Origin of the sequence: Pasteurella dagmatis, from assembly GCF_900186835.1 — a bacterium.
Classification (GTDB): domain Bacteria; phylum Pseudomonadota; class Gammaproteobacteria; order Enterobacterales; family Pasteurellaceae; genus Pasteurella; species Pasteurella dagmatis.
In genome coordinates this window covers 786,933-806,968 of sequence record NZ_LT906448.1, presented here as the reverse complement: position 1 = coordinate 806,968, position 20,036 = coordinate 786,933, and the positions used below count along the sequence as shown (strand labels likewise).

The following is a 20,036-nucleotide window of genomic DNA, read 5'->3' as shown; positions in this document are numbered from 1 at the left end:
CTAAAAAGAAAGCCCAATAAGGAATTATTGGGCTTTCTTTTTTGTGCAATTTTTTAACTTTTTAAAAATTCTTTTAAGGCTACCATTTCTGTTTTTGCATCTTCTATACCTAAATCATACATTGCTTGTACTTTTTCTACATCTTTCTCAATACGTTTTATTGGCAAGGTTTGGGAAGGACGGATAACAAAAATTTCTTTGTTATTGTTGAGATTAATAATTTCTTCTACCATGTTATTGTAATTCTGGTAACGTAGTTTGAGTTTTTCGACTAATTTAGGGTATTTGCGATAAAATGCGTTAATAATCCAGTTAGGTGCAGGCTTTTTACGGTAATCCAATGGGCGAGTAAGTACTACAATGATTTTGTCATAACCAAGTTCTTGGCATTTTTTTAGAGGGATACTGTCTGCAATTCCGCCATCAAGATAAAATTGACCATTGATTTCCACCATTTTTGAAACAAAAGGCATCGCTGATGTTGCACGTAATACCTCCATTTCTTTCAATGGATTTTTTAATTTAAAATATTCCGCTTCACCAGTGTTAACATTGGTGAGTGTTGCATAGAAATTAATATTTGATGATATAAAAGTATCAACATCAAAAGGATCTAAAGTGAAAGGCACTTCGTAAAAAGCAAAATCTTTATTGACGATATTCCCTGTGGTTAAGAGGCTACGCAATCCCAGATAGCGTTTGTCATTGAGATATTCCTTATTATAACGAATCGCACGTCCACGTTGTCTAGAGGGTAAATTTACGCCGAATAATACACCTGCAGAAACTGCAACAATACCATCAATGGGAATATTTTCATCAAGGAACATATCAAGCACACCTGCAGTAAACATTGCTCGCATTGCTCCGCCTTCTAATACTAAACCAACTTTCATTTTTTATCCTTTATCAAAATTTTTGAAAAATCGACCGCACTTTTTTAATTTAACATTCGATCATCAAATCAAATTTTGCCTTATTTTTCTGCTTATCGCTAGCATAAATCTCCTCTATAATAAGGCACTTATTTGATTGTGAGAAAAGATTAAATTATGAAAGTGGCACTAGGCATACAATATAACGGAAAAAATTATTTTGGTTGGCAACGTCAAGAAAGAGTAGCGAGTGTACAAGAAGAATTAGAAAAAGCGATTTCTTTTGTAGCAAATGAACACTGTCAAATTTTTTGCGCAGGTCGAACTGACTCAGGTGTACACGCAACAGGTCAGGTTATTCATTTTGAAACCAATGCTAATCGCCCTGAAAAAGCATGGAGTTTTGGTGTAAATGCCAATTTACCTGATGATATTTCAGTGAGCTGGGCGAAAATTGTGGATGAAGATTTCCATGCTCGTTTTAGCGCTAATGCACGTCGTTATCGTTATATTTTGTATTGTAATAAATTACGTTCTGCCATTTTGCCAAAGGGTATTACGCATTGCCATTTAGAATTGGATCATCAATTGATGCATCAAGCAGGACAAGTATTGCTTGGCGAAAATGATTTCTCCTCATTTCGTGCATCACAATGTCAATCACATACACCATTTCGAAATGTGCATCATTTGAATGTAATTCGTCGAGGACAATATATTATTGTGGATATTCAAGCTAATGCTTTTGTACATCATATGGTGCGCAATATTGTAGGTAGTTTGATTGAGATTGGGGCTGGTCATCAGCCAGTAGAATGGATGAGTTGGTTGTTGGCGCAAAAAGACCGCACTTTAGCTGCACCAACAGCAAAACCAGAGGGACTTTATTTGGTGAATGTAATTTATCCAGAACAATTTCAATTACCAAAAAATCCATTGGGTCCACTGTTTTTAGAAAATGAATTATGCTAGCCACATTAGACCTTTATTGCTAGCCAATTACCCTAAATTATGGTGTAATAAGCCAAATTTTCCCGTTAATAAAAAGGATTAATATGAGCTGGATTGATCGAATTTTTAGTAAAAATACTTCTTCGACAGGTTCTCGTAAATCTAACGTACCAGAAGGCGTTTGGACAAAGTGTACTTCTTGTGAACAAGTATTATATCGTGATGAATTAAAACGCCATCTAGAAGTTTGTCCAAAATGCGGACACCATATGCGCATTGATGCGAGAGAACGTCTTTTATCGCTCTTAGATAAAGAGAGTACGAAAGAGCTATCCGCTGATCTTGAACCAAAAGATATTTTGAAATTTAAAGACTTAAAAAAATATAAAGATCGTATTTCAGCTGCCCAAAAAGAAACTGGCGAGAAAGATGCATTAATTTCAATGTTTGGTACTTTATATGGGATGCCAATTGTGGCGGCTGCATCAAACTTTAGCTTTATGGGTGGTTCAATGGGGTCAGTGGTTGGTGCAAAATTTGTACAGGCAGCAGAAAAAGCTATTGAGGAAAATTGCCCATTTGTGTGTTTTTCTGCAAGTGGTGGTGCACGTATGCAAGAAGCGTTATTCTCGTTAATGCAAATGGCAAAAACGAGTGCCGTTTTAGCAAAAATGCGTGAAAAAGGTGTGCCATTTATTTCAGTTTTAACTGATCCAACATTAGGTGGGGTTTCTGCAAGTTTTGCGATGCTTGGTGATATTAATATCGCTGAACCTAAAGCGTTAATTGGTTTTGCTGGTCCTCGTGTAATTGAGCAAACTGTGCGTGAAAAATTACCGGAAGGTTTCCAACGCAGTGAATTCTTATTAGAAAAAGGTGCAATCGATATGATTGTTAAACGTGGTGATATGCGCAATACTTTAGCAAGCGTATTAAGTAAATTAAGTAATAAACCATCCCCTTTTGTTGAACCTGAATTATTGGTTGAAGAAACTCAAGAAACAAATGCATAACTCAAATAATTCATTAACAGCCACTTCGCCACTAGCGCAGTGGCTTTCTTATTTAGAAAACAGTCATTTTAAAGCTATTGATTTAGGCTTAGAACGGATTAAATCTGTTGCGGAAAGATTAGATTTATTAACTCCAGCCCCTTTTGTGATTACTGTTGGTGGTACAAATGGTAAAGGCACCACGTGTCGTTTGCTTGAAACAATCTTGCTAAATGCGGGCTATCGTGTTGGAGTATATTCTTCACCGCATTTAATTCGTTATAACGAGCGTGTGCGTATCCAAAATCAAGAATTACTTGATGAAGTACATACGGCTTCTTTTGCTTTTATTGAAGAGCATAAAACGCAATCACTCACTTATTTTGAATTTAGTACCTTGTCTGCATTGCATTTATTTAAGCAAGCGCAACTAGATATTATAATCTTAGAAGTTGGACTTGGTGGGCGTTTAGATGCAACGAATATTATCGATAGTGATGTGGCAGTGATTACTAGCATCGATATTGATCACATTGATTTTTTAGGTTCAGATCGAGAGCAAATTGGCTTTGAAAAAGCAGGTATTTTTAGAACTAACAAACCAGCTATTATTGGTGAGCCAAATATTCCACAAAAACTGATTAATTACGCAAAATCACTTGAATGTAAAACTGTTTGTCGTGACATTGATTGGAAATTTGTAGCAAATGAAAATAGTTGGGATTGGATTGGGCAAAATGTAAGGTTAGAAAATCTCCCTCTTTGCCAAATTCCACTTGCTAATGCAGCAACGGCACTTGCAACAATTGAACAGTTGCCTTTCTCCATTTCGGAAGTAACTCTTCGCCAATCATTGCAAGAGGTTGAACTAGTGGGGCGTTTCCAAACTTTAAAACCAGAGTTGTTAACTCATTTTGCACAGCTATGTGATAAAGACTTACTTGATTTTCCACGTATAATTATTGATGTTGGACATAACCCTCACGCAGCGAACTATCTTGCCGAAAAATTGACTGCACTTAAAGATCAAAACCACGGAAAAATTATCGCTGTTTGTGGTATTTTGAAAGATAAAGATGCACAAGGTGTGCTTTCGCCATTACTGCCAATTGTTGATGAATGGCAATGTGTGACATTAACGGGGTATCGTGGTCAAACAGGCGAAGCACTTTCCGTGACGTTGCAACAAATTGCTCGCTCTACAAATTATAACATTGTCGCAAATAGCGAAAACTCTGTTGAGAGTGGGGTAAAAAGTGCGGTTAAAAAAGCAGATAAAAATGATATTATCCTCGTGTTTGGTTCATTCCATACAGTAGGCGAGTTTCTACAATTGCTATAAAAACAAAAAGCCTTTGGATTTCTCAAAGGCTTTCTTTTTATGTATTCGTTTTATTCTGTTAAATGACTTACATCATTGACACTTTCGACAAAAAATTGCCCGTTTTCATTTCCTTTTTGTTCATAACGCACAATGCTTATCGATGTATTTAGAACACTTTTACTGTCTTTTCGATGGGTTTGCCATGTTCCACCACTCAATAATGCTAATAACATACGTAAAGTATGCCCATGGGAAACTATCAAAATGTTACCACTAGAATATTTTGAAATGATATCATGAAGCGTTGTTAGAACTCGCTTTGCCAATTTATCATAAGTTTCCCCTTGATTGGACTGAGCTAGATATTCCCCCGGTTTTTTTCGCATTTGGCGAAATTCAGGTAATAAGGAGAGTTCTTCTACAGATCGGCCTTCCCAACTTCCAAAAAATAGCTCATTTAAGCCAGAGTGACAGAATAAAGGGGTATTCGTATTCTCTAAAATATATTCTGCTGTTTCAATCGCACGTTGTAGCATACTTGAATAGGCTGCTACAAAGGGTATCTTTGCTAATGCTTTCCCAGTCAGCTTTGCTGATTCAATGCCTTGCTTAGTTAAGGGCGAGTTGCCACCTCCTTGTAACAAATCTTGCTCATTCCATTCTGTTCTACCATGACGAACCAAATAAAATGTTAATGTTTTCATTACGTTTCCTCCACGTAAATAATGACAGTGAAAATAAGTCAAATAGGAAAATGGTCAATCTTATGATAAAATCCCTACGTCTTAACCCCCAATTCTTAGAGAACCATGCATTCAATCCCTATCGTTTATCAACATTCTGATTTTATTGTGATCGATAAGCCAACTAATATCAGTGTACATAAAGATGCTGAAAAAATTGGTCTAACAAGCTTAGTTGCTCAACAGCTCAATGTCCCACAAGTTTGGTTAGTGCATCGGTTAGATAAAGTCACTTCAGGGCTATTAATTCTTGCATTAAATCAAAATGCAGCCAGTGAATTATCTCGATTATTTGCAGAGCATCGTATTCAAAAAACATATCTTGCGTTATCTACGCAAAAGCCAAAGAAAAAGCAAGGGCTAATTATCGGAGATATGGAAAAAGCGCGACGTGGTGCGTGGAAACTATGTACAACAAAACAAAACCCTGCAATTACTCGATTTTATTCGGTGAACTGTGAGCCAAATTTACGCCTATTTATTTTAAAACCACAAACAGGCAAAACACACCAGTTACGTGTTGCAATGAAAAGCTTAGGTAGTCCTATTCTTGGTGATGCGCTTTATGGAGGAAATTTCGATAAAGTTAACCGCACTTATTTGCATGCTTACCGCTTACAATTCGAATATAAAGGTCAATTTTTCGATATCCAATATTTACCAAAGAGCGGTTCATTTTTTCAAAGAAATTCAGTGCAAGCTCAATTTGAACAACTAACTTCTGTTTAACTTCATTTATTTCATTTAAAAATCCATAAAAGCCAGAAGAAATACGTGATTTTCTAGGCGGTTAGTATTATCATTAATAGTATTTTTCATAGCATAATTGAATTTTTTAGAGGACAGGTATGCAAAACCTAGAACAAATTACCGCACAGGCGTTGGAAGCTATTGCTAAAGCGGAAGATGGCAAAGCATTAGATGCCATTCGTGTTGAATATTTTGGTAAAAAAGGCCCATTTACAGCATTAATGCAAGGCTTGCGCGATGTTTCACCAGAAGATCGTCCCGCAGTAGGCCAAAAAATTAATGATGCAAAACAGATTGCACAAAACGCATTAAATGAGAAAAAAGCACAACTTGAAGCTAAAGAGTTAAATGCACAATTAGCAAAAGAGCAAATTGACGTTTCATTGCCAGGTCGTAAAGTCGAAACGGGTGGTTTGCACCCAGTAACAATTACGATTGATCGTGTCACAAAATTCTTTTCTGAATTAGGTTTTTCTGTGGAAAGCGGTCCTGAAATTGAAAGCGACTATTACAATTTCGACGCATTGAACATTCCAAAACATCATCCAGCACGTGCAGACCACGATACATTCTGGTTTAATCCTGAATTGTTATTACGCACCCAAACTTCCGGCGTACAAATTCGTACAATGGAAAAAATGCAACCACCAATTCGCATTATGGCTCCTGGTCGTGTTTATCGTAATGATTATGATCAAACACATACGCCAATGTTCCACCAAATCGAATTATTATATGTCGATAAAAAAGCGAACTTTACTGAATTGAAAGGCTTGCTCCACGATTTCTTACGTGCATTCTTCGAAGAGGATTTACAAGTACGTTTCCGCCCATCTTATTTCCCATTCACTGAGCCATCAGCTGAAGTTGATGTAATGGGTAAAAACGGTAAATGGTTGGAAGTATTAGGTTGTGGAATGGTACACCCAAATGTACTTCGCAATGTAGGTATTGAGCCAAATGAGTACTCAGGTTTCGCAGTAGGTATGGGTGTTGAGCGCTTAACAATGTTACGCTACAACGTCACAGATTTACGTTCATTCTTTGAAAATGATCTCCGTTTCTTAAAACAATTCAAATAGGAAATTTGTTATGAAAAAACTGATGGCTGTGAGTTTGTTATCATTGATTTCATCAATGACCTTTGCAAATACACAAAACAATGCACAACCAGAACAGCAACAAGCTAAACAACAGCCACCTATTGCCGTATTAAGGGTGTTTGATACTACAAATAAAGAACCTAAGCTATTGAAAGGTAATGCATTATCTCGTTCTAAAAAGCGTAATTTATGCTTATTTATTAGCAATGTAGAAAAACTTGAACAAAATCTTTTAGCTGAATATTTTAAAGCGCCGGCTGCAATGAAAATGAATGCAGAAGGTGCTGAAATTAGATCAAGCGCGGATAATAAAGAACATTTAGTTATCTTTAATTTGCCGAAAAGTGCACTTGAAGGTGATGTAATTACACAATGCTGGCAATTTGCGAAAACGGATCCTATTGGTACTTATCAGTTAGAAATACAATTTAATGAGACCGTTTTTAAAGGATTATCATTCAGAATTTTAAAATAAGAGAGAATATAAATGAAATTTAGTGAGTTATGGGTGCGTGAGTGGGTAAATCCAGCAATTAGCACAGAACAATTATGTGATCAAATCACTATGCTTGGTTTAGAGGTGGACAGCGTCGAAAAAGTCGCTGGCGATTTTACTGGTGTAGTGGTTGGTGAAGTTGTTGAATGTGCTCAACACCCAGATGCAGATAAATTGCGGGTAACAAAAATTAATGTTGGTGCTGAACGTTTATTAGACATAGTTTGTGGTGCACCGAACTGTCGCCAAGGCTTAAAAGTGGCTTGTGCTACAGAGGGTGCGGTGCTACCAGGCGATTTTAAAATCAAGAAAACTAAATTACGTGGTCAACCGTCAGAAGGTATGCTTTGCTCATTCAGTGAGTTAGGTATTGATGTTGAATCAAGCGGCATCATCGAATTACCACAAGATGCGCCAATTGGCACAAATTTACGTGAATATTTAAAACTCGATGATAATGCAATAGAAATCAGCTTAACACCAAACCGAGCAGACTGCTTAAGTATGGCGGGGATCGCGCGTGAAGTTGGCGTAGTGAACAAACTTGCTGTAAAAGCACCGCACTTTGAGCCTGTGAAAGCAACTATCGCAGACAAAGTTGAAATTCAATTACAAGCACCTGAAGCTTGCCCACGCTATTTATTACGTGTGGTGAAAAATGTGAATGTCAACGCACAATCACCAATGTGGATGCAAGAAAAATTACGTCGCTGTGGTATTCGCTCAATTGATCCTGTGGTTGATATTACCAACTATATATTATTAGAACTTGGTCAACCAATGCATGCTTTTGATGCGGCAAAAGTAGCAGAGCCAATACAAGTACGTATGGCGAAAGAGAGCGAAGAATTAGTTTTATTAGACGGCTCAACAGCGAAATTAAAAGAAAATACTTTATTAATTGCCGATCAAAATGGCCCATTAGCAATAGCGGGGATCTTTGGCGGAGAGGCAAGTGGTGTAAATACTGAAACTAAAGACGTTATTTTAGAAGCTGCATTCTTTGCTCCATTAGCGATTGCAGGTCGCGCAAGACAATACGGTTTACACACTGATTCTTCTCACCGTTTTGAACGTGGTGTGGACTTTGAATTACAACACAAAGCAATGGAAAGAGCGACGGCACTTTTAGTTGAAATTTGTGGTGGTGAAGCTGGTGAAATTTGTGAAGTGAAAAGCGACAAATTTTTACCTAAATTAAATCAAGTGAAATTACGTCGTGAAAAATTAGATGCCTTACTCGGTCACCATATTGAAACTGAAACTGTGACTGAAATCTTCCAACGTTTAGGTTTAGATGTAAGCTATGCCAATGATATTTGGACGGTGACTTCAGCAAGTTGGCGTTTTGATATTAACATTGAAGAAGATTTAATTGAAGAAGTAGCGCGTATTTATGGCTATAACAGTATTCCAAACAATGCACCATTAGCGCATTTACGTATGCGTGAACACAAAGAGGCAGATTTAGATTTGGCGCGTATTAAGACCGCACTTGTGGATGCTGACTATCAGGAAGCCATTACTTATAGCTTCGTTGATCCAAAAGTACAAGGCTTATTACACCCACAACAAGAAGCGTTTGTGTTACCAAACCCAATTTCTGTAGAAATGTCAGCAATGCGTTTATCATTGTTAAGTGGTTTATTAGGTGCGGTGCAATACAACCAAAACCGTCAACAAACACGTGTTCGTTTATTTGAAACAGGTTTACGCTTTGTACCTGATAGCAATGCAGAATTTGGTGTTCGCCAAGAATTTGTATTGTCAGCAGTGATTACTGGTGCGAAAAAATCTGAACATTGGACTGGAAAATCGGAAAATGTTGACTTCTTTGATCTAAAAGGTGATTTAGAAAGCATTTTATCGTTAACTGGTACTGGTAATTTGGTTAAATTTGTAGCAAAATCATATTCAGCATTACATCCTGGACAATCTGCTGCAATTCTTTTAAATGGTGAGGAAATTGGCTTTATTGGCACAATTCATCCGAAAGTTGCACAGCAACTTGGTTTAAATGGAAAAGCAATTGTTTTTGAAATCTTATGGAGTGCAATTGCAAACCGTAATATTGTCCAAGCAAAAGAAATTTCTCGTTTTCCAGCAAACCGTCGTGATTTAGCTGTGGTTGTAGCAAATGATGTAGCTGCAAGTGATATTATTGATACTTGTCGAGAAGTGGCTGGCGATAAATTAACTCAAGTTAATTTATTCGATGTATATCAAGGTAATGGCGTTGCTGAAAATCATAAAAGTTTAGCAATCAGCTTAGTTATCCAAGATACCGAGAAGACCCTTGAAGAAGATGATATCAACGCAGTGGTTTCTGTTGTATTATCTGAATTAAAACAACGTTTTAATGCTTATTTGAGAGATTAAATTATGACACTGACCAAAGTAGAACTCGCGGAAAATTTGATTGAAAAATTGAATTTGAATAAACGCGATGCGAAAGAACTCGTTGAAAACTTTTTTGAAGAAATTCGTGTTGCATTAGAAACGGGCGAAGATGTAAAGTTATCAGGTTTTGGTAATTTTGAATTACGTGATAAAGCTTCTCGTCCAGGGAGAAATCCAAAAACAGGCGAGTCAGTACCAGTTTCTGCCCGTCGAGTTGTTTCATTTAAACCAGGTCAGAAATTACGCACAAGAGTAGAAAAAACTAAACCAAAAAGTTAAGTTTTTATTAATGTACTGATATTAATAAGCTATCTATGGTATCCATAGATAGCTTTACTTTTATTATTGGAGACAAAATGGCTTTTTCTTTTAAGTCTTTTTTTATCATCAGTTTAGCGTCAATTTTAGTTGCTTGTAGTGGCTCAAATAAGACACAAGATACATCAATTCAATATACTGGTTCTCTAAATGATCCAATTATGGCAATTGCGTTATTAAGTGAACAACAACGCGAATGGGCTGGTACGCCATACCGTTTAGGTGGCCAATCTCAAAGAGGCATTGATTGTTCTGGGTTTGTACAAAAAACCTTTTTAGAACGCTTTAATATTCAGTTGCCTCGGATGACTGTAGATCAAGCTAAATACGGAAAATTAGTGTCGAAAAGTGATATCCAAACAGGAGATTTAGTTTTTTTCAAAACAGGGAGAGGTCCAAACGGCTACCATGTGGGAATTTATGTGAAAAATGATTTATTCTTACACGCATCAACCAAAGGGGGCGTTATTTATTCCTCTTTAAATAGTCCTTATTGGTCAAAAAAATATTGGCAGGCACGCCGTATTTAATTTATAGCTCACCAATTAATTCATCGATAGCTTTACACAATAAAGTGCGGTCGTGACGGTAAGAAATATCATCTGCATGTAATGGTCTTTTCATCAATTTAATATTCAAACCTTCACAAAAATCGACCGCACTTGTTGACACAATTGCACCATCAATCACTGGTTTTCCTACAGTATGATTAATCCAATTAATGCGAGCAGATAATGTTAACTGCGAGGCTGGCCCTTGTTCTACACCTAAATTATCAATAAAGATCTTTTTCGCTTGGCTTTGTTGTAATGCTGTAATGATTTCTGGTAATAAAATTGGTGGTAGTATACTTGTTAAAAAGCTACCCGGTCCAAATAAAATCACTTCTGCTTTTTTTAAGGCATCAATGGCTTCAGGTGTGGTTTCTACTAAAGGCACCAAAAAAATAGATGAAGGGAGTTCTGTAAGATTATCAATGCTCACCTCACCAACTACAGCAGTTCCAGAAGGCAATACGGCTGCCAAATGTACAGGTATTTCAGACATTGGAATAATATGTGATTTCACATGTAGCAAATCTCGAATTAAATTGACACCTTCAATCGGACGAATATGCATATTTTCCAGTGCTTTTAACATTAAATTGCCAAGGTTATGACCTGATAATTCGCCATTACCTGTAAAACGATATTCAAATAGTGCTGATGCTGTACTTGGTTCAATAATAATTTGATTTAAACAATTACGTAAATCTCCCCAAGCAATCCCTCCATGTTCAAGCCGAATTCTGCCTGTTGAGCCACCATTATCTGTTGTCGTCACAATGCCTGTTAATCTTTCTTTCATGAAGCTCAAAGCAGACATTACACGACCTAAACCGTGACCTCCACCAATAGCCACAATGTTTTTTATTTGGTCTAAATTTTCATATTGAATATGGCGGGTAAATTTTGACATTTCTGTTCCTTGTTATATTAGCTTATGAATAAAGACATTTATGTCAAAATAAAGTTCTTTTCTATACAAAATGTAGTAGAAATTATACCAGAATATAACGTTATATATTTTTTTACATAATTGATTTTAAAGAATTTTCTTTTTTCATGAGCTAGATCATATTAATTGATTGCAATGGATGAAAGATATCTCTTACAATACAAACCAACAAAGATAACGTCTTAATTATCGCATAACTCCGAGCTTACTTAACCTAAGTTTTTCAAAAGAAGAATAAGGTGGTAATGCCAATAGCATAAAAATCGTGCTATCAGGGATACGCTGGAAACGGTTTATCCTCTCGTATTTTAGAAAGGTGTGAAATGCAAACAATCCAGATTAAAAATATTGGAAATAATCCATTAATGGATGCTTTTCAACGCAAATATTACTATTTGCGGCTCTCAATTACGGACGTCTGTAATTTCCGCTGTAATTATTGCCTACCAAATGGTTATCAACCTGAAGCTAATAAACCGAGCTTTCTTAGCCTAAACGAAATTCGCCGAGTCGTGAATAGCTTTTCTGCTATGGGTACAGAAAAAGTGCGTATTACTGGCGGTGAACCTACATTACGCAAAGATTTTATTCCTATCGTGGAAACAATCGCACAAAATGAGAACATTCAACAAATCGCATTAACAACTAACGGTTATCGCTTAGCCAAAGATGTTGAAGCGTGGAAACGTGCTGGAATCAATTCAATTAATGTGAGTATTGATAGTCTTGATCCAAGAATGTTTCATCGTATTACGGGTGTAGATAAATTTGATGATGTAATGCGAGGCATTGAACGTGCGTTTGAGGTTGGTTATCAAAAAATCAAAGTCAATTCCGTATTGATGAAAGATTTAAACGATACCGATTTTGCGAGTTTCTTAGCTTGGATTAAAGACAAACCTATTCAAATGCGTTTCATCGAATTAATGCAAACTGGTGAAATGGATAGCTTCTTCCAAAAACATCATTTATCAGGTCAAGTGCTTGCAGATAAATTGTTGAATTCAGGTTGGACTTTGCAATCTAGAGGTTTATTAGATGGTCCAGCAAAAATATTCAGACACCCAGATTATGTGGGCGAAATTGGTTTGATTATGCCTTATGAAAAGAACTTCTGTGCAAGTTGTAACCGATTGAGAGTTTCTGCTAAAGGCAAATTACATCTTTGCTTATTTGGTGAAGAAGGGATTGAGCTACGCGATTTATTACAGTCCGATGATCAACAACTTCAATTACAAGCTCGCATTTATTCTGCGTTACAGGGCAAACGTGAACATCACTTCCTACATAATGGTGACAGTGGTGTACGTGCAAATTTAGCGAGTATTGGCGGTTAAAATTTTCAGAAATTTAACCGCACTTTCATCTATTATCTAACTTTATAATGAGAATTTATGAGCACATTTACCCATATTAACAGTCAAGGCGAAGCCAATATGGTTGATGTTTCTGCCAAACAGGATACGGTAAGAGAAGCAAGAGCAGAAGCATTCGTGACAATGTCACCAGAAACTTTATCCATGATTATGTCAGGCCAACATCATAAAGGTGATGTGTTTGCAACTGCGCGTATTGCGGGGATTCAGGCAGCAAAACGTACTTGGGATTTAATTCCATTATGCCACCCATTGTTATTATCAAAAGTTGAAGTTATCTTAACGCCAATTGTAGAACATAATCAGGTTCGTATTGAAAGCTTATGCAAATTAAGTGGAAAAACAGGTGTAGAAATGGAAGCTTTAACGGCTGCGAGCGTTGCTGCACTGACTATTTATGATATGTGCAAGGCAATACAAAAAGATATTGTGATCGAGCAAGTCCGCTTATTAGAAAAGAGCGGTGGAAAATCAGGTCATTTTATCGCGAAATAAGGAAATACAATGTTAAAAATCTTATTTTTTGCACAAACAAGAGAATTAATTGGTGTTGATAGTTTGGAATTGCCTGCGATGTTTGAAACGGCAGAACAAGTTCGCCAACATCTAGTAAAAAAAGGTGATTGCTGGGCATTAGCTTTAGAACAAGGCAAATTATTAGTTGCGATTAACCAATCTTTAATGCCATTAGAAAGTGCAGTTAAATCGGGTGATGAAATTGCATTTTTTCCACCTGTTACAGGAGGATAAATGCACAATATTCAAATTGCGGTACAAGAACAGCCCTTCGATCAAAATGAGGTTTATCGCTGGTTGTCTGAACAAAACTCAGTAGGTGCAATTGTGATTTTCGTCGGTAAAGTACGTGATCTGAACTTAGGCGATGAAGTGTCTAGTCTTTATCTTGAGCATTACCCAGCCATGACTAAAAAAGCATTAAATGAAATTGTGACTCAAGCTAAAGCCCGTTGGGATATCCAACGAGTTTCAGTGATTCACCGCGTAGGGTTATTGCAAACTGGTGATGAAATCGTGTTAGTCGGAGTCAGTTCTGCACATCGTGGTGATGCCTATCAGGCTAATGAATTTATTATGGATTTTTTGAAAAGTAGAGCTCCGTTCTGGAAAAAAGAACGAACTAAAAAAGGTGAACGCTGGATTGAAAGTCGTGATAGCGATCAGGAAGCATTAGAACGTTGGTGACGCAAAGTCAAAAATAGAAAAATGTTCAAAAAAATAACCGCACTTTAAGGTGCGGTTATTTATCATAATAAGAAAATTATAATACTTTCACAATACTTTCACATAAGTAACGGATGTTATCTTCAGTAATACCAGCCACATTTATGCGGCCAGAACGTACTGCATAAACTGCAAATTCGTCTTTTAAGCGGTCCATTTGTTCTGGGTTTAAACCACAAAATGAGAACATACCGTTTTGGTCTATGATAAAGCTAAAATCACGATCTGCACCAAATTCTTTCAACAATTCTACAAATTGGCTCCGCATCGTTTTAATACGGTCACGCATTTCTGCCAATTCATCTATCCATTCTTGACGAAGTTGAGCGTCTTTCAATACCATAGAAACAGTTGTTGCACCATGAGAAGCTGGATTTGAGTACAATGTACGAATAATGGTTTTTACTTGAGTTAATGCAGTGGTTGCAATTTCTTCTGTAGCGGCGACTAATGTGAATGCACCAACACGTTCATTATATAAACCAAAGTTTTTCGAATAGGAACTTGCGACTAATAATTCTTTATGGTTTTTCGCAAAAGTACGTAAGCCAAATGCATCTTCGTCCAAGCCATTTGCAAACCCTTGGTATGCGAAGTCGAAGAGTGGTAGCCATCCATTTTTTGCCGACAAATCTGCAAGTTTTTGCCATTGTTCTGGTGTTGGGTCGATACCTGTTGGATTATGACAGCAACCATGAAGCAACACAACATCACCTTCTCCAGCATGACTTAAATCGGCAATTAAATTATCCCAATCTAAACATTTTTTATCTGCATCATAGTAACGGTATTCACGGATAGTCATACCAACTGCTTTGAATATTGCATTATGATTTGGCCAAGTTGGTGAACTGATCCAAACATTTTGTGATTTGGTTTGACGTTTAATGAATTCTGCTGCAATACGTAATGCACCTGTACCACCTAGACTTTGTACAGTTTTGGCACGCCCTTGTTTAACTACATCAGATTTTGCCCCAAATAATAATTCTTTTGTATAAACATTAAATTCTGCCACACCATCAATAGCCAAATAATTTTTGGTTATTTCAAGCTCAAACAAGCGTCTTTCAGCTTCTTTAACTGCTTTCATAATAGGTGTATTACCGTGACTATCTTTATAAACACCAATTCCTAAATTGATTTTATTATCACGAGTTTCAGTTTTAAACGACTCTCCTAAACCTAAAATCGGATCTGCGGGTGCTGCGGTAATGTTTTCAAACATAATTAAATCCTTACATTGTTGTATTTCGTCATAGTCAGCTATGTTATACTGCACGAGGAAAATATTATCAAGCCTGCATCAAGGAAATTTAAAAATTAATTCAGTTGTTTAGAATATTTTTAAAAAACTATTCGATAAATTGAATTATTTTAGTTTTTCTATCACCCAATTTAGACCAGATTTATAATCTTCAGGTAGTTCTCTACTTAATTTTTCAAGTAATAAAATTAATACTTGTTTATCGGGGTGTGCTAAATTGATGTGTCCGACTTTACGACCAGGGCGGACTTCTTTACCATACCAATGTAACTGGCTAAATGCAGTATTCAACCAATTAACATTATGTTCTGTACCAATTAAGTTTATCATCACACTTGGTTCAATTGATGTCAGTTCTGGGGTAGGTAAGTCTAATAATGCACGTAAATGCAATTCAAATTGGCTAATTGAGCAACCTAATTGTGTCCAATGGCCACTATTATGTACACGTGGCGCAAGTTCATTAATTAATAATTGATCCCCAACGACAAAACATTCCATCGCCATTACACCAACATAATTTAGTCTATGCATAATTTTGCCTAACATGGCTTCAGCCTGTAGTTGCTGATGCGCTTGTTGAGGAAAATTGGTATCGACCACACTATAACGTAAAATACCATTTTGTTGTAAGTTGTGAGTTACTGGGTAAAAACGAGTTTTGCCATTTCTAAAACGAGCTCCTACGATAGATACTTCGTAATCAAATGGAATAAATTTTTCAGCAATTGTTTCTCCATATAAGTCTTGTGTTATGGATTGTATATTCGTTTGATCTACAATCCATTGACCACGACCGTCATAACCACCCATACGGCGTTTAACAACAACTTTTTCACCTACATCAGTAAAAACCTGTTGCCATTGATTTTCTTCTTTTAATAGGCACCAAGGTGAAGTTGGTAATGCTAATTCATCAAGGAGTGACTTTTGTGACAAACGATCAGCTAGTGTTGCAAATACGCTTTGATTCACAAAAAGCTTATGATTGCCTAACATTTCTGTTAAAGGTGTTTTTTCCCAACGCTCAATTTCTGCGGTAATAATACTGTTCTGAGGTAAATCAAAGACAGGTGCATCAAAAGGAAGAGGCTGTACATGAATATCTAATGGTGCCCCAGCATAACGTAACATACGACCAAGTTGACCATTTCCAAGAACATAAACCGTCGGGTATAAAGCACTTTTTTGCATAAAATAAAAACCAGTTGGAAAAATTTAAAATAGCAGGAATCATCAGACAAACGAAAATATTATTGGACACGTGGATCGGGATTGTCCAACACTGTATTAGTTTGATTTTCTCTAAATCGTATTAAACGATCCAAAAGCGCGCTATCAAACGACGCTAGAATTTGTGCAGCTAGCAAACCTGCATTCGCTGCACCTGCGGGACCAATAGCTAATGTTCCTACTGGGATTCCTTTTGGCATTTGTACGATAGAATAAAGACTATCCACACCATTTAACATAGAGCTTTTTACTGGTACACCCAACACAGGCACTAAAGTTTTTGCTGCAATCATTCCAGGTAAATGTGCTGCGCCACCAGCACCTGCAATAATCACTTTATAACCTTTTTCAACCGCACTTTCTGCAAACTTAAAAAGTTTGTCGGGAGTCCGGTGTGCAGAAACGATCTCAACGTGATAAGACAGTTGTAATTCATCAAGGATTTGAGTGGCTTCTTGCATTGTCAACCAATCGCTTTTTGAGCCCATTACAATCGCAATTTGAGGTTCTGTTGAAGAGGGGGTGTGTGACATTTTTTTCCTTATAAAATCAAAAAATAAAAACCTACCTAGGATAGCATACTATAAACAATAAGCAAACGTTTGCTTAGTGTTTGGTTAAGGTTTGATGAAGTAAAATCTGATTGCAACTTAGGATATAAAGTCATATCCTAATCAAGTTTTTCAGTTCGAAAAAAGAAATAGGTTTTTTTATGCAAGCTAAAGCAAAATATAGAAAAGATTATAAGGCGCCTGATTTCACTGTCAGCAATATTTTCCTTGATTTTCAACTCAATTCTAAGAAAACAATTGTTACCGCGACTAGCCAATATAAGCGTTTAAATCCAGAAGCAATAAAATTACGTTTAGATGGTCATAGTTTCCAATTTTCGACCATTAAATTAAATGGCAAAGATTTCAAACATTTTAAGCAAGATAGCGAAAGTTTAACTTTAGATCTGAGCCAATTAAAAGAAAATCAGTTTGAACTAGAAATTGTTACGATCTTACACCCTGAAAAAAATACCTCATTACAAGGCTTATATCAATCAGGTGAGGGCATTTGTACTCAATGTGAAGCAGAAGGTTTCCGGCAAATCACTTATATGCTCGACCGCCCAGATGTGCTTGCACGCTATACTACTAGAATTACAGCAGAAAAAAGCAAATATCCTTATTTATTATCGAATGGTAACCGCATCACAAGCGGCGAGTTACCAGACGGTCGCCACTGGGTTGAATGGAATGACCCATTCCCGAAACCAAGCTATTTATTTGCTTTAGTGGCAGGGGATTTTGATCTATTAAAAGACACCTTTATCACGAAAAGTGGACGCGAGGTCGCACTCGAACTTTATGTTGACCGTGGCAATTTAGATCGTGCTGCTTGGGCAATGCAAAGTTTAAAACGCTCAATGAAATGGGATGAAGAGCGATTTGGTTTAGAATATGATTTAGATATTTATATGATTGTGGCAGTCGATTTCTTCAATATGGGGGCGATGGAAAACAAAGGGTTAAATATTTTTAACTCAAAATTTGTGCTCGCTAACCCGAGCACAGCCACAGATGAAGATTATTTAGCTGTTGAAAGTGTCATTGCTCATGAGTATTTCCATAACTGGACAGGTAACCGTATTACTTGTCGTGATTGGTTCCAGCTAAGCTTAAAAGAGGGTTTAACGGTTTTCCGCGATCAAGAGTTTACTTCAGATTTATGGTCTCGTTCAGGTAAACGTATTGAGGATGTTCGCTTATTACGCACAGCACAATTTGCCGAAGATGCAAGCCCAATGTCTCACCCAATTCGCCCTGAAAAAGTCATTGAGATGAATAATTTCTATACAATGACAGTGTATGAAAAAGGGGCTGAAGTCATTCGTATGATGCATACGTTATTAGGCGAAGAAGGTTTCCAAAAAGGAATGCGTCTTTATGTGGAAGAGCAAGATGGTAAGGCCGCCACTTGTGAAGATTTTGTTTCTGCAATGGAACGTGCATCAGGTATTGATTTAACACAGTTCCGCCATTGGTATAGTCAATCAGGTACACCAGAATTGACTATTTCTGATAGTTATGATGAACAAAAAGCGGTTTATTCTCTACATGTTTCGCAAATGACACCACCAACGTCAGATCAAATGGAAAAAGTGAACTTACATATTCCATTAAAAATTGCCTTATATGATAAATCTGGCATACCTCTCACCTTAGAAAATGAGGGCAAAGAGGTTAATCCAGTTTTAGATGTGAAACAAACGGAACAAACTTTTACTTTTACTAATATTCATAGTAAACCAGTGCCGGCATTACTCTGTGATTTTTCTGCACCAGTGAAATTAAATTACGAATATAGTACTGCACAATTAGTAACGTTACTTCGTCATGCAGAAAATCATTTTGTTCGTTGGGATGTTGCGCAAATGCTTTATTCTATGGAGTTACGTCGTAACTTAACTCGTCATCAACAGAGTAAAACACTTGAGTTTTCGGCTGAAATTTTATCAGAGTTGTATCAAGTCTTAGATCATTATCAACAAGATCCTGAACTTGCTACATTAATTCTTACATTACCTAAAGTCACTGAATTTGCAGAGCTATTCAAAACTATAGACCCAGAGGGAATTACATTTGTGCGTGATTTTATGGTACGTACGATTGCAGAAAGCCTCAAACAAACGCTATTGAAAGTGTATAACGAAATTCGTTTGGACGAATACCGTGTGACAGCAGAAGATATTACGTTACGTGCTCTGCGTAATCTGTGTGTGAGCTACTTGGCTTATACCACTGTAGGGAATAATATTGTTAACAAGCATTATAGTTATGCGAACAATATGACTGATACACTTGCAGCATTGAGTGCAGCAACTAAAGCGCAATTACCTTGCCGTGATTCGTTATTAGCTGATTTTGAAAGCAAATGGCAGCATGATGGTTTAGTGATGGATAAATGGTTTGCACTACAAGCAACACGCCCCGATGAAGATGTATTGTTAAATGTAATGAAATTAATGGATCACCCAAGTTTCAATTTTAATAACCCTAACCGTTTACGTGCATTGGTCGGTAGTTTCGCAAATCAAAACCTCAAAGCGTTCCACGCTATTGATGGTTCAGGTTACCGGTTCTTGACTGATGTTCTTATCCGTTTAAATGAAAGTAATCCGCAAGTAGCTTCTCGTTTAATAGAGCCATTAATTCGTTTCTCTCGTTATGACGGTCAACGCCAAACTTTGATGAAACGTGGTTTAGAGCGTATAAGTGAGCTAGAAAAGGTTTCTCGTGATTTATATGAGAAAATCGAAAAAGCCTTGCAATAATTCATAGAAACCCAAAGTGCGGTTAAAAAAGTAAAATTTTGACCGCACTTTTTTATGACCTGCTTCAAACTTAATTAGCTAAAAATACTAGAATTTTTTCATTACTTTTTATGTTGAAAAGCGTATAATTCAGTGCGTATTCACAGT

The 20,036-nt window shown here is 36.8% G+C and carries 20 protein-coding genes and 1 riboswitch; of the genes, 14 read left to right on the top strand and 6 right to left on the bottom strand.

Going from position 1 to position 20,036, the window contains the following annotated elements:
* Positions 1–53: 53 nt before the first annotated feature.
* Complete coding sequence (locus CKV78_RS03725; protein ID WP_005762155.1) at positions 54–896, bottom strand: patatin-like phospholipase family protein; 843 nt, start codon at positions 894–896, stop codon at positions 54–56.
* A gap of 156 nt (positions 897–1,052) precedes the next feature.
* Here CKV78_RS03725 and truA point away from each other — a divergent pair, with 156 nt between their 5' ends.
* The 3 genes from truA (at position 1,053) to folC (ending at position 4,160) form a co-directional block, all read left to right on the top strand.
* Positions 1,053–1,847 carry a tRNA pseudouridine(38-40) synthase TruA gene (truA, locus tag CKV78_RS03720; RefSeq protein WP_005762154.1) on the top strand — a complete coding sequence of 265 codons (795 nt, stop codon included), beginning with the start codon at positions 1,053–1,055 and terminating at the stop codon, positions 1,845–1,847.
* 83 nt (positions 1,848–1,930) lie between these two features.
* Entirely contained in the window at positions 1,931–2,839 is a 909-nt protein-coding gene (gene accD / locus CKV78_RS03715; protein ID WP_005762153.1) for an acetyl-CoA carboxylase, carboxyltransferase subunit beta, read from the top strand.
* Positions 2,832–4,160 (top strand): bifunctional tetrahydrofolate synthase/dihydrofolate synthase, encoded by a 1,329-nt coding sequence (gene folC, locus CKV78_RS03710; RefSeq protein WP_005762151.1) that lies wholly within the window; start codon positions 2,832–2,834, stop codon positions 4,158–4,160. The genes accD and folC overlap by 8 nt, the downstream gene beginning before the upstream one ends.
* 50 nt (positions 4,161–4,210) lie before the next feature.
* Here the strand turns inward: folC and CKV78_RS03705 are convergent, their stop codons facing one another.
* Positions 4,211–4,846, bottom strand: a complete 636-nt coding sequence (locus CKV78_RS03705; protein ID WP_005762150.1) for a histidine phosphatase family protein — start codon at positions 4,844–4,846, stop codon at positions 4,211–4,213.
* 105 nt (positions 4,847–4,951) lie between these two features.
* Here CKV78_RS03705 and CKV78_RS03700 point away from each other — a divergent pair, with 105 nt between their 5' ends.
* The 6 genes from CKV78_RS03700 (at position 4,952) to CKV78_RS03675 (ending at position 10,482) form a co-directional block, all read left to right on the top strand.
* The gene (locus CKV78_RS03700) at positions 4,952–5,614 is read left to right on the top strand and encodes a TIGR01621 family pseudouridine synthase (RefSeq protein ID WP_005762149.1); all 663 of its coding nucleotides are present in this window, start codon (positions 4,952–4,954) and stop codon (positions 5,612–5,614) included.
* A gap of 119 nt (positions 5,615–5,733) precedes the next feature.
* On the top strand, positions 5,734–6,717 hold the full coding sequence (gene pheS / locus CKV78_RS03695; protein ID WP_005762148.1) for a phenylalanine--tRNA ligase subunit alpha: 984 nt from the start codon (positions 5,734–5,736) through the stop codon (positions 6,715–6,717).
* 10 nt (positions 6,718–6,727) lie between these two features.
* On the top strand, positions 6,728–7,213 hold the full coding sequence (locus tag CKV78_RS03690; RefSeq protein ID WP_005762147.1) for a hypothetical protein: 486 nt from the start codon (positions 6,728–6,730) through the stop codon (positions 7,211–7,213).
* Between the two features lie 12 nt (positions 7,214–7,225).
* A complete protein-coding gene (pheT, locus tag CKV78_RS03685; RefSeq protein ID WP_005762146.1) occupies positions 7,226–9,613 on the top strand; it encodes a phenylalanine--tRNA ligase subunit beta in 2,388 nt (795 codons plus the stop codon).
* Between the two features lie 3 nt (positions 9,614–9,616).
* A complete protein-coding gene (locus CKV78_RS03680; protein ID WP_005762145.1) occupies positions 9,617–9,913 on the top strand; it encodes an integration host factor subunit alpha in 297 nt (98 codons plus the stop codon).
* Positions 9,914–9,990: 77 nt separating this feature from the next.
* Positions 9,991–10,482 (top strand): NlpC/P60 family protein, encoded by a 492-nt coding sequence (locus tag CKV78_RS03675; RefSeq protein WP_032855148.1) that lies wholly within the window; start codon positions 9,991–9,993, stop codon positions 10,480–10,482.
* A gap of 1 nt (position 10,483) precedes the next feature.
* On the opposite strand, the gene CKV78_RS03670 is transcribed toward CKV78_RS03675, so the two are convergent.
* Entirely contained in the window at positions 10,484–11,410 is a 927-nt protein-coding gene (locus CKV78_RS03670) for a gluconeogenesis factor YvcK family protein (protein WP_005762142.1), read from the bottom strand.
* 224 nt (positions 11,411–11,634) lie between these two features.
* Positions 11,635–11,784, top strand: a riboswitch (molybdenum cofactor riboswitch).
* Between CKV78_RS03670 and moaA the strand changes: the two genes are divergently transcribed.
* From moaA to moaE, 4 genes are all read left to right on the top strand, one after another.
* Positions 11,773–12,786: a GTP 3',8-cyclase MoaA gene (gene moaA / locus CKV78_RS03665; RefSeq protein WP_005762141.1), complete on the top strand. Its 1,014-nt coding sequence runs from the start codon at positions 11,773–11,775 to the stop codon at positions 12,784–12,786. Its footprint overlaps the riboswitch before it by 12 nt.
* 57 nt (positions 12,787–12,843) lie before the next feature.
* Positions 12,844–13,320, top strand: a complete 477-nt coding sequence (gene moaC / locus CKV78_RS03660) for a cyclic pyranopterin monophosphate synthase MoaC (protein ID WP_005762140.1) — start codon at positions 12,844–12,846, stop codon at positions 13,318–13,320.
* 9 nt (positions 13,321–13,329) lie between these two features.
* Positions 13,330–13,575: a molybdopterin synthase sulfur carrier subunit gene (gene moaD / locus CKV78_RS03655; RefSeq protein WP_005762139.1), complete on the top strand. Its 246-nt coding sequence runs from the start codon at positions 13,330–13,332 to the stop codon at positions 13,573–13,575.
* The gene (gene moaE, locus CKV78_RS03650) at positions 13,576–14,028 is read left to right on the top strand and encodes a molybdopterin synthase catalytic subunit MoaE (RefSeq protein ID WP_005762138.1); all 453 of its coding nucleotides are present in this window, start codon (positions 13,576–13,578) and stop codon (positions 14,026–14,028) included.
* Between the two features lie 76 nt (positions 14,029–14,104).
* On the opposite strand, the gene CKV78_RS03645 is transcribed toward moaE, so the two are convergent.
* The 3 genes from CKV78_RS03645 to purE form a co-directional block, all read right to left on the bottom strand.
* The gene (locus tag CKV78_RS03645; protein WP_032855147.1) at positions 14,105–15,295 is read right to left on the bottom strand and encodes an amino acid aminotransferase; all 1,191 of its coding nucleotides are present in this window, start codon (positions 15,293–15,295) and stop codon (positions 14,105–14,107) included.
* Between the two features lie 144 nt (positions 15,296–15,439).
* Positions 15,440–16,528 carry a 5-(carboxyamino)imidazole ribonucleotide synthase gene (gene purK / locus CKV78_RS03640; RefSeq protein WP_005762136.1) on the bottom strand — a complete coding sequence of 363 codons (1,089 nt, stop codon included), beginning with the start codon at positions 16,526–16,528 and terminating at the stop codon, positions 15,440–15,442.
* Between the two features lie 59 nt (positions 16,529–16,587).
* Positions 16,588–17,100: a 5-(carboxyamino)imidazole ribonucleotide mutase gene (gene purE / locus CKV78_RS03635; protein WP_005762135.1), complete on the bottom strand. Its 513-nt coding sequence runs from the start codon at positions 17,098–17,100 to the stop codon at positions 16,588–16,590.
* A gap of 179 nt (positions 17,101–17,279) precedes the next feature.
* Between purE and pepN the strand changes: the two genes are divergently transcribed.
* Complete coding sequence (pepN, locus tag CKV78_RS03630; protein ID WP_005762134.1) at positions 17,280–19,889, top strand: aminopeptidase N; 2,610 nt, start codon at positions 17,280–17,282, stop codon at positions 19,887–19,889.
* The last annotated feature ends 147 nt before the right edge of the window (positions 19,890–20,036 follow it).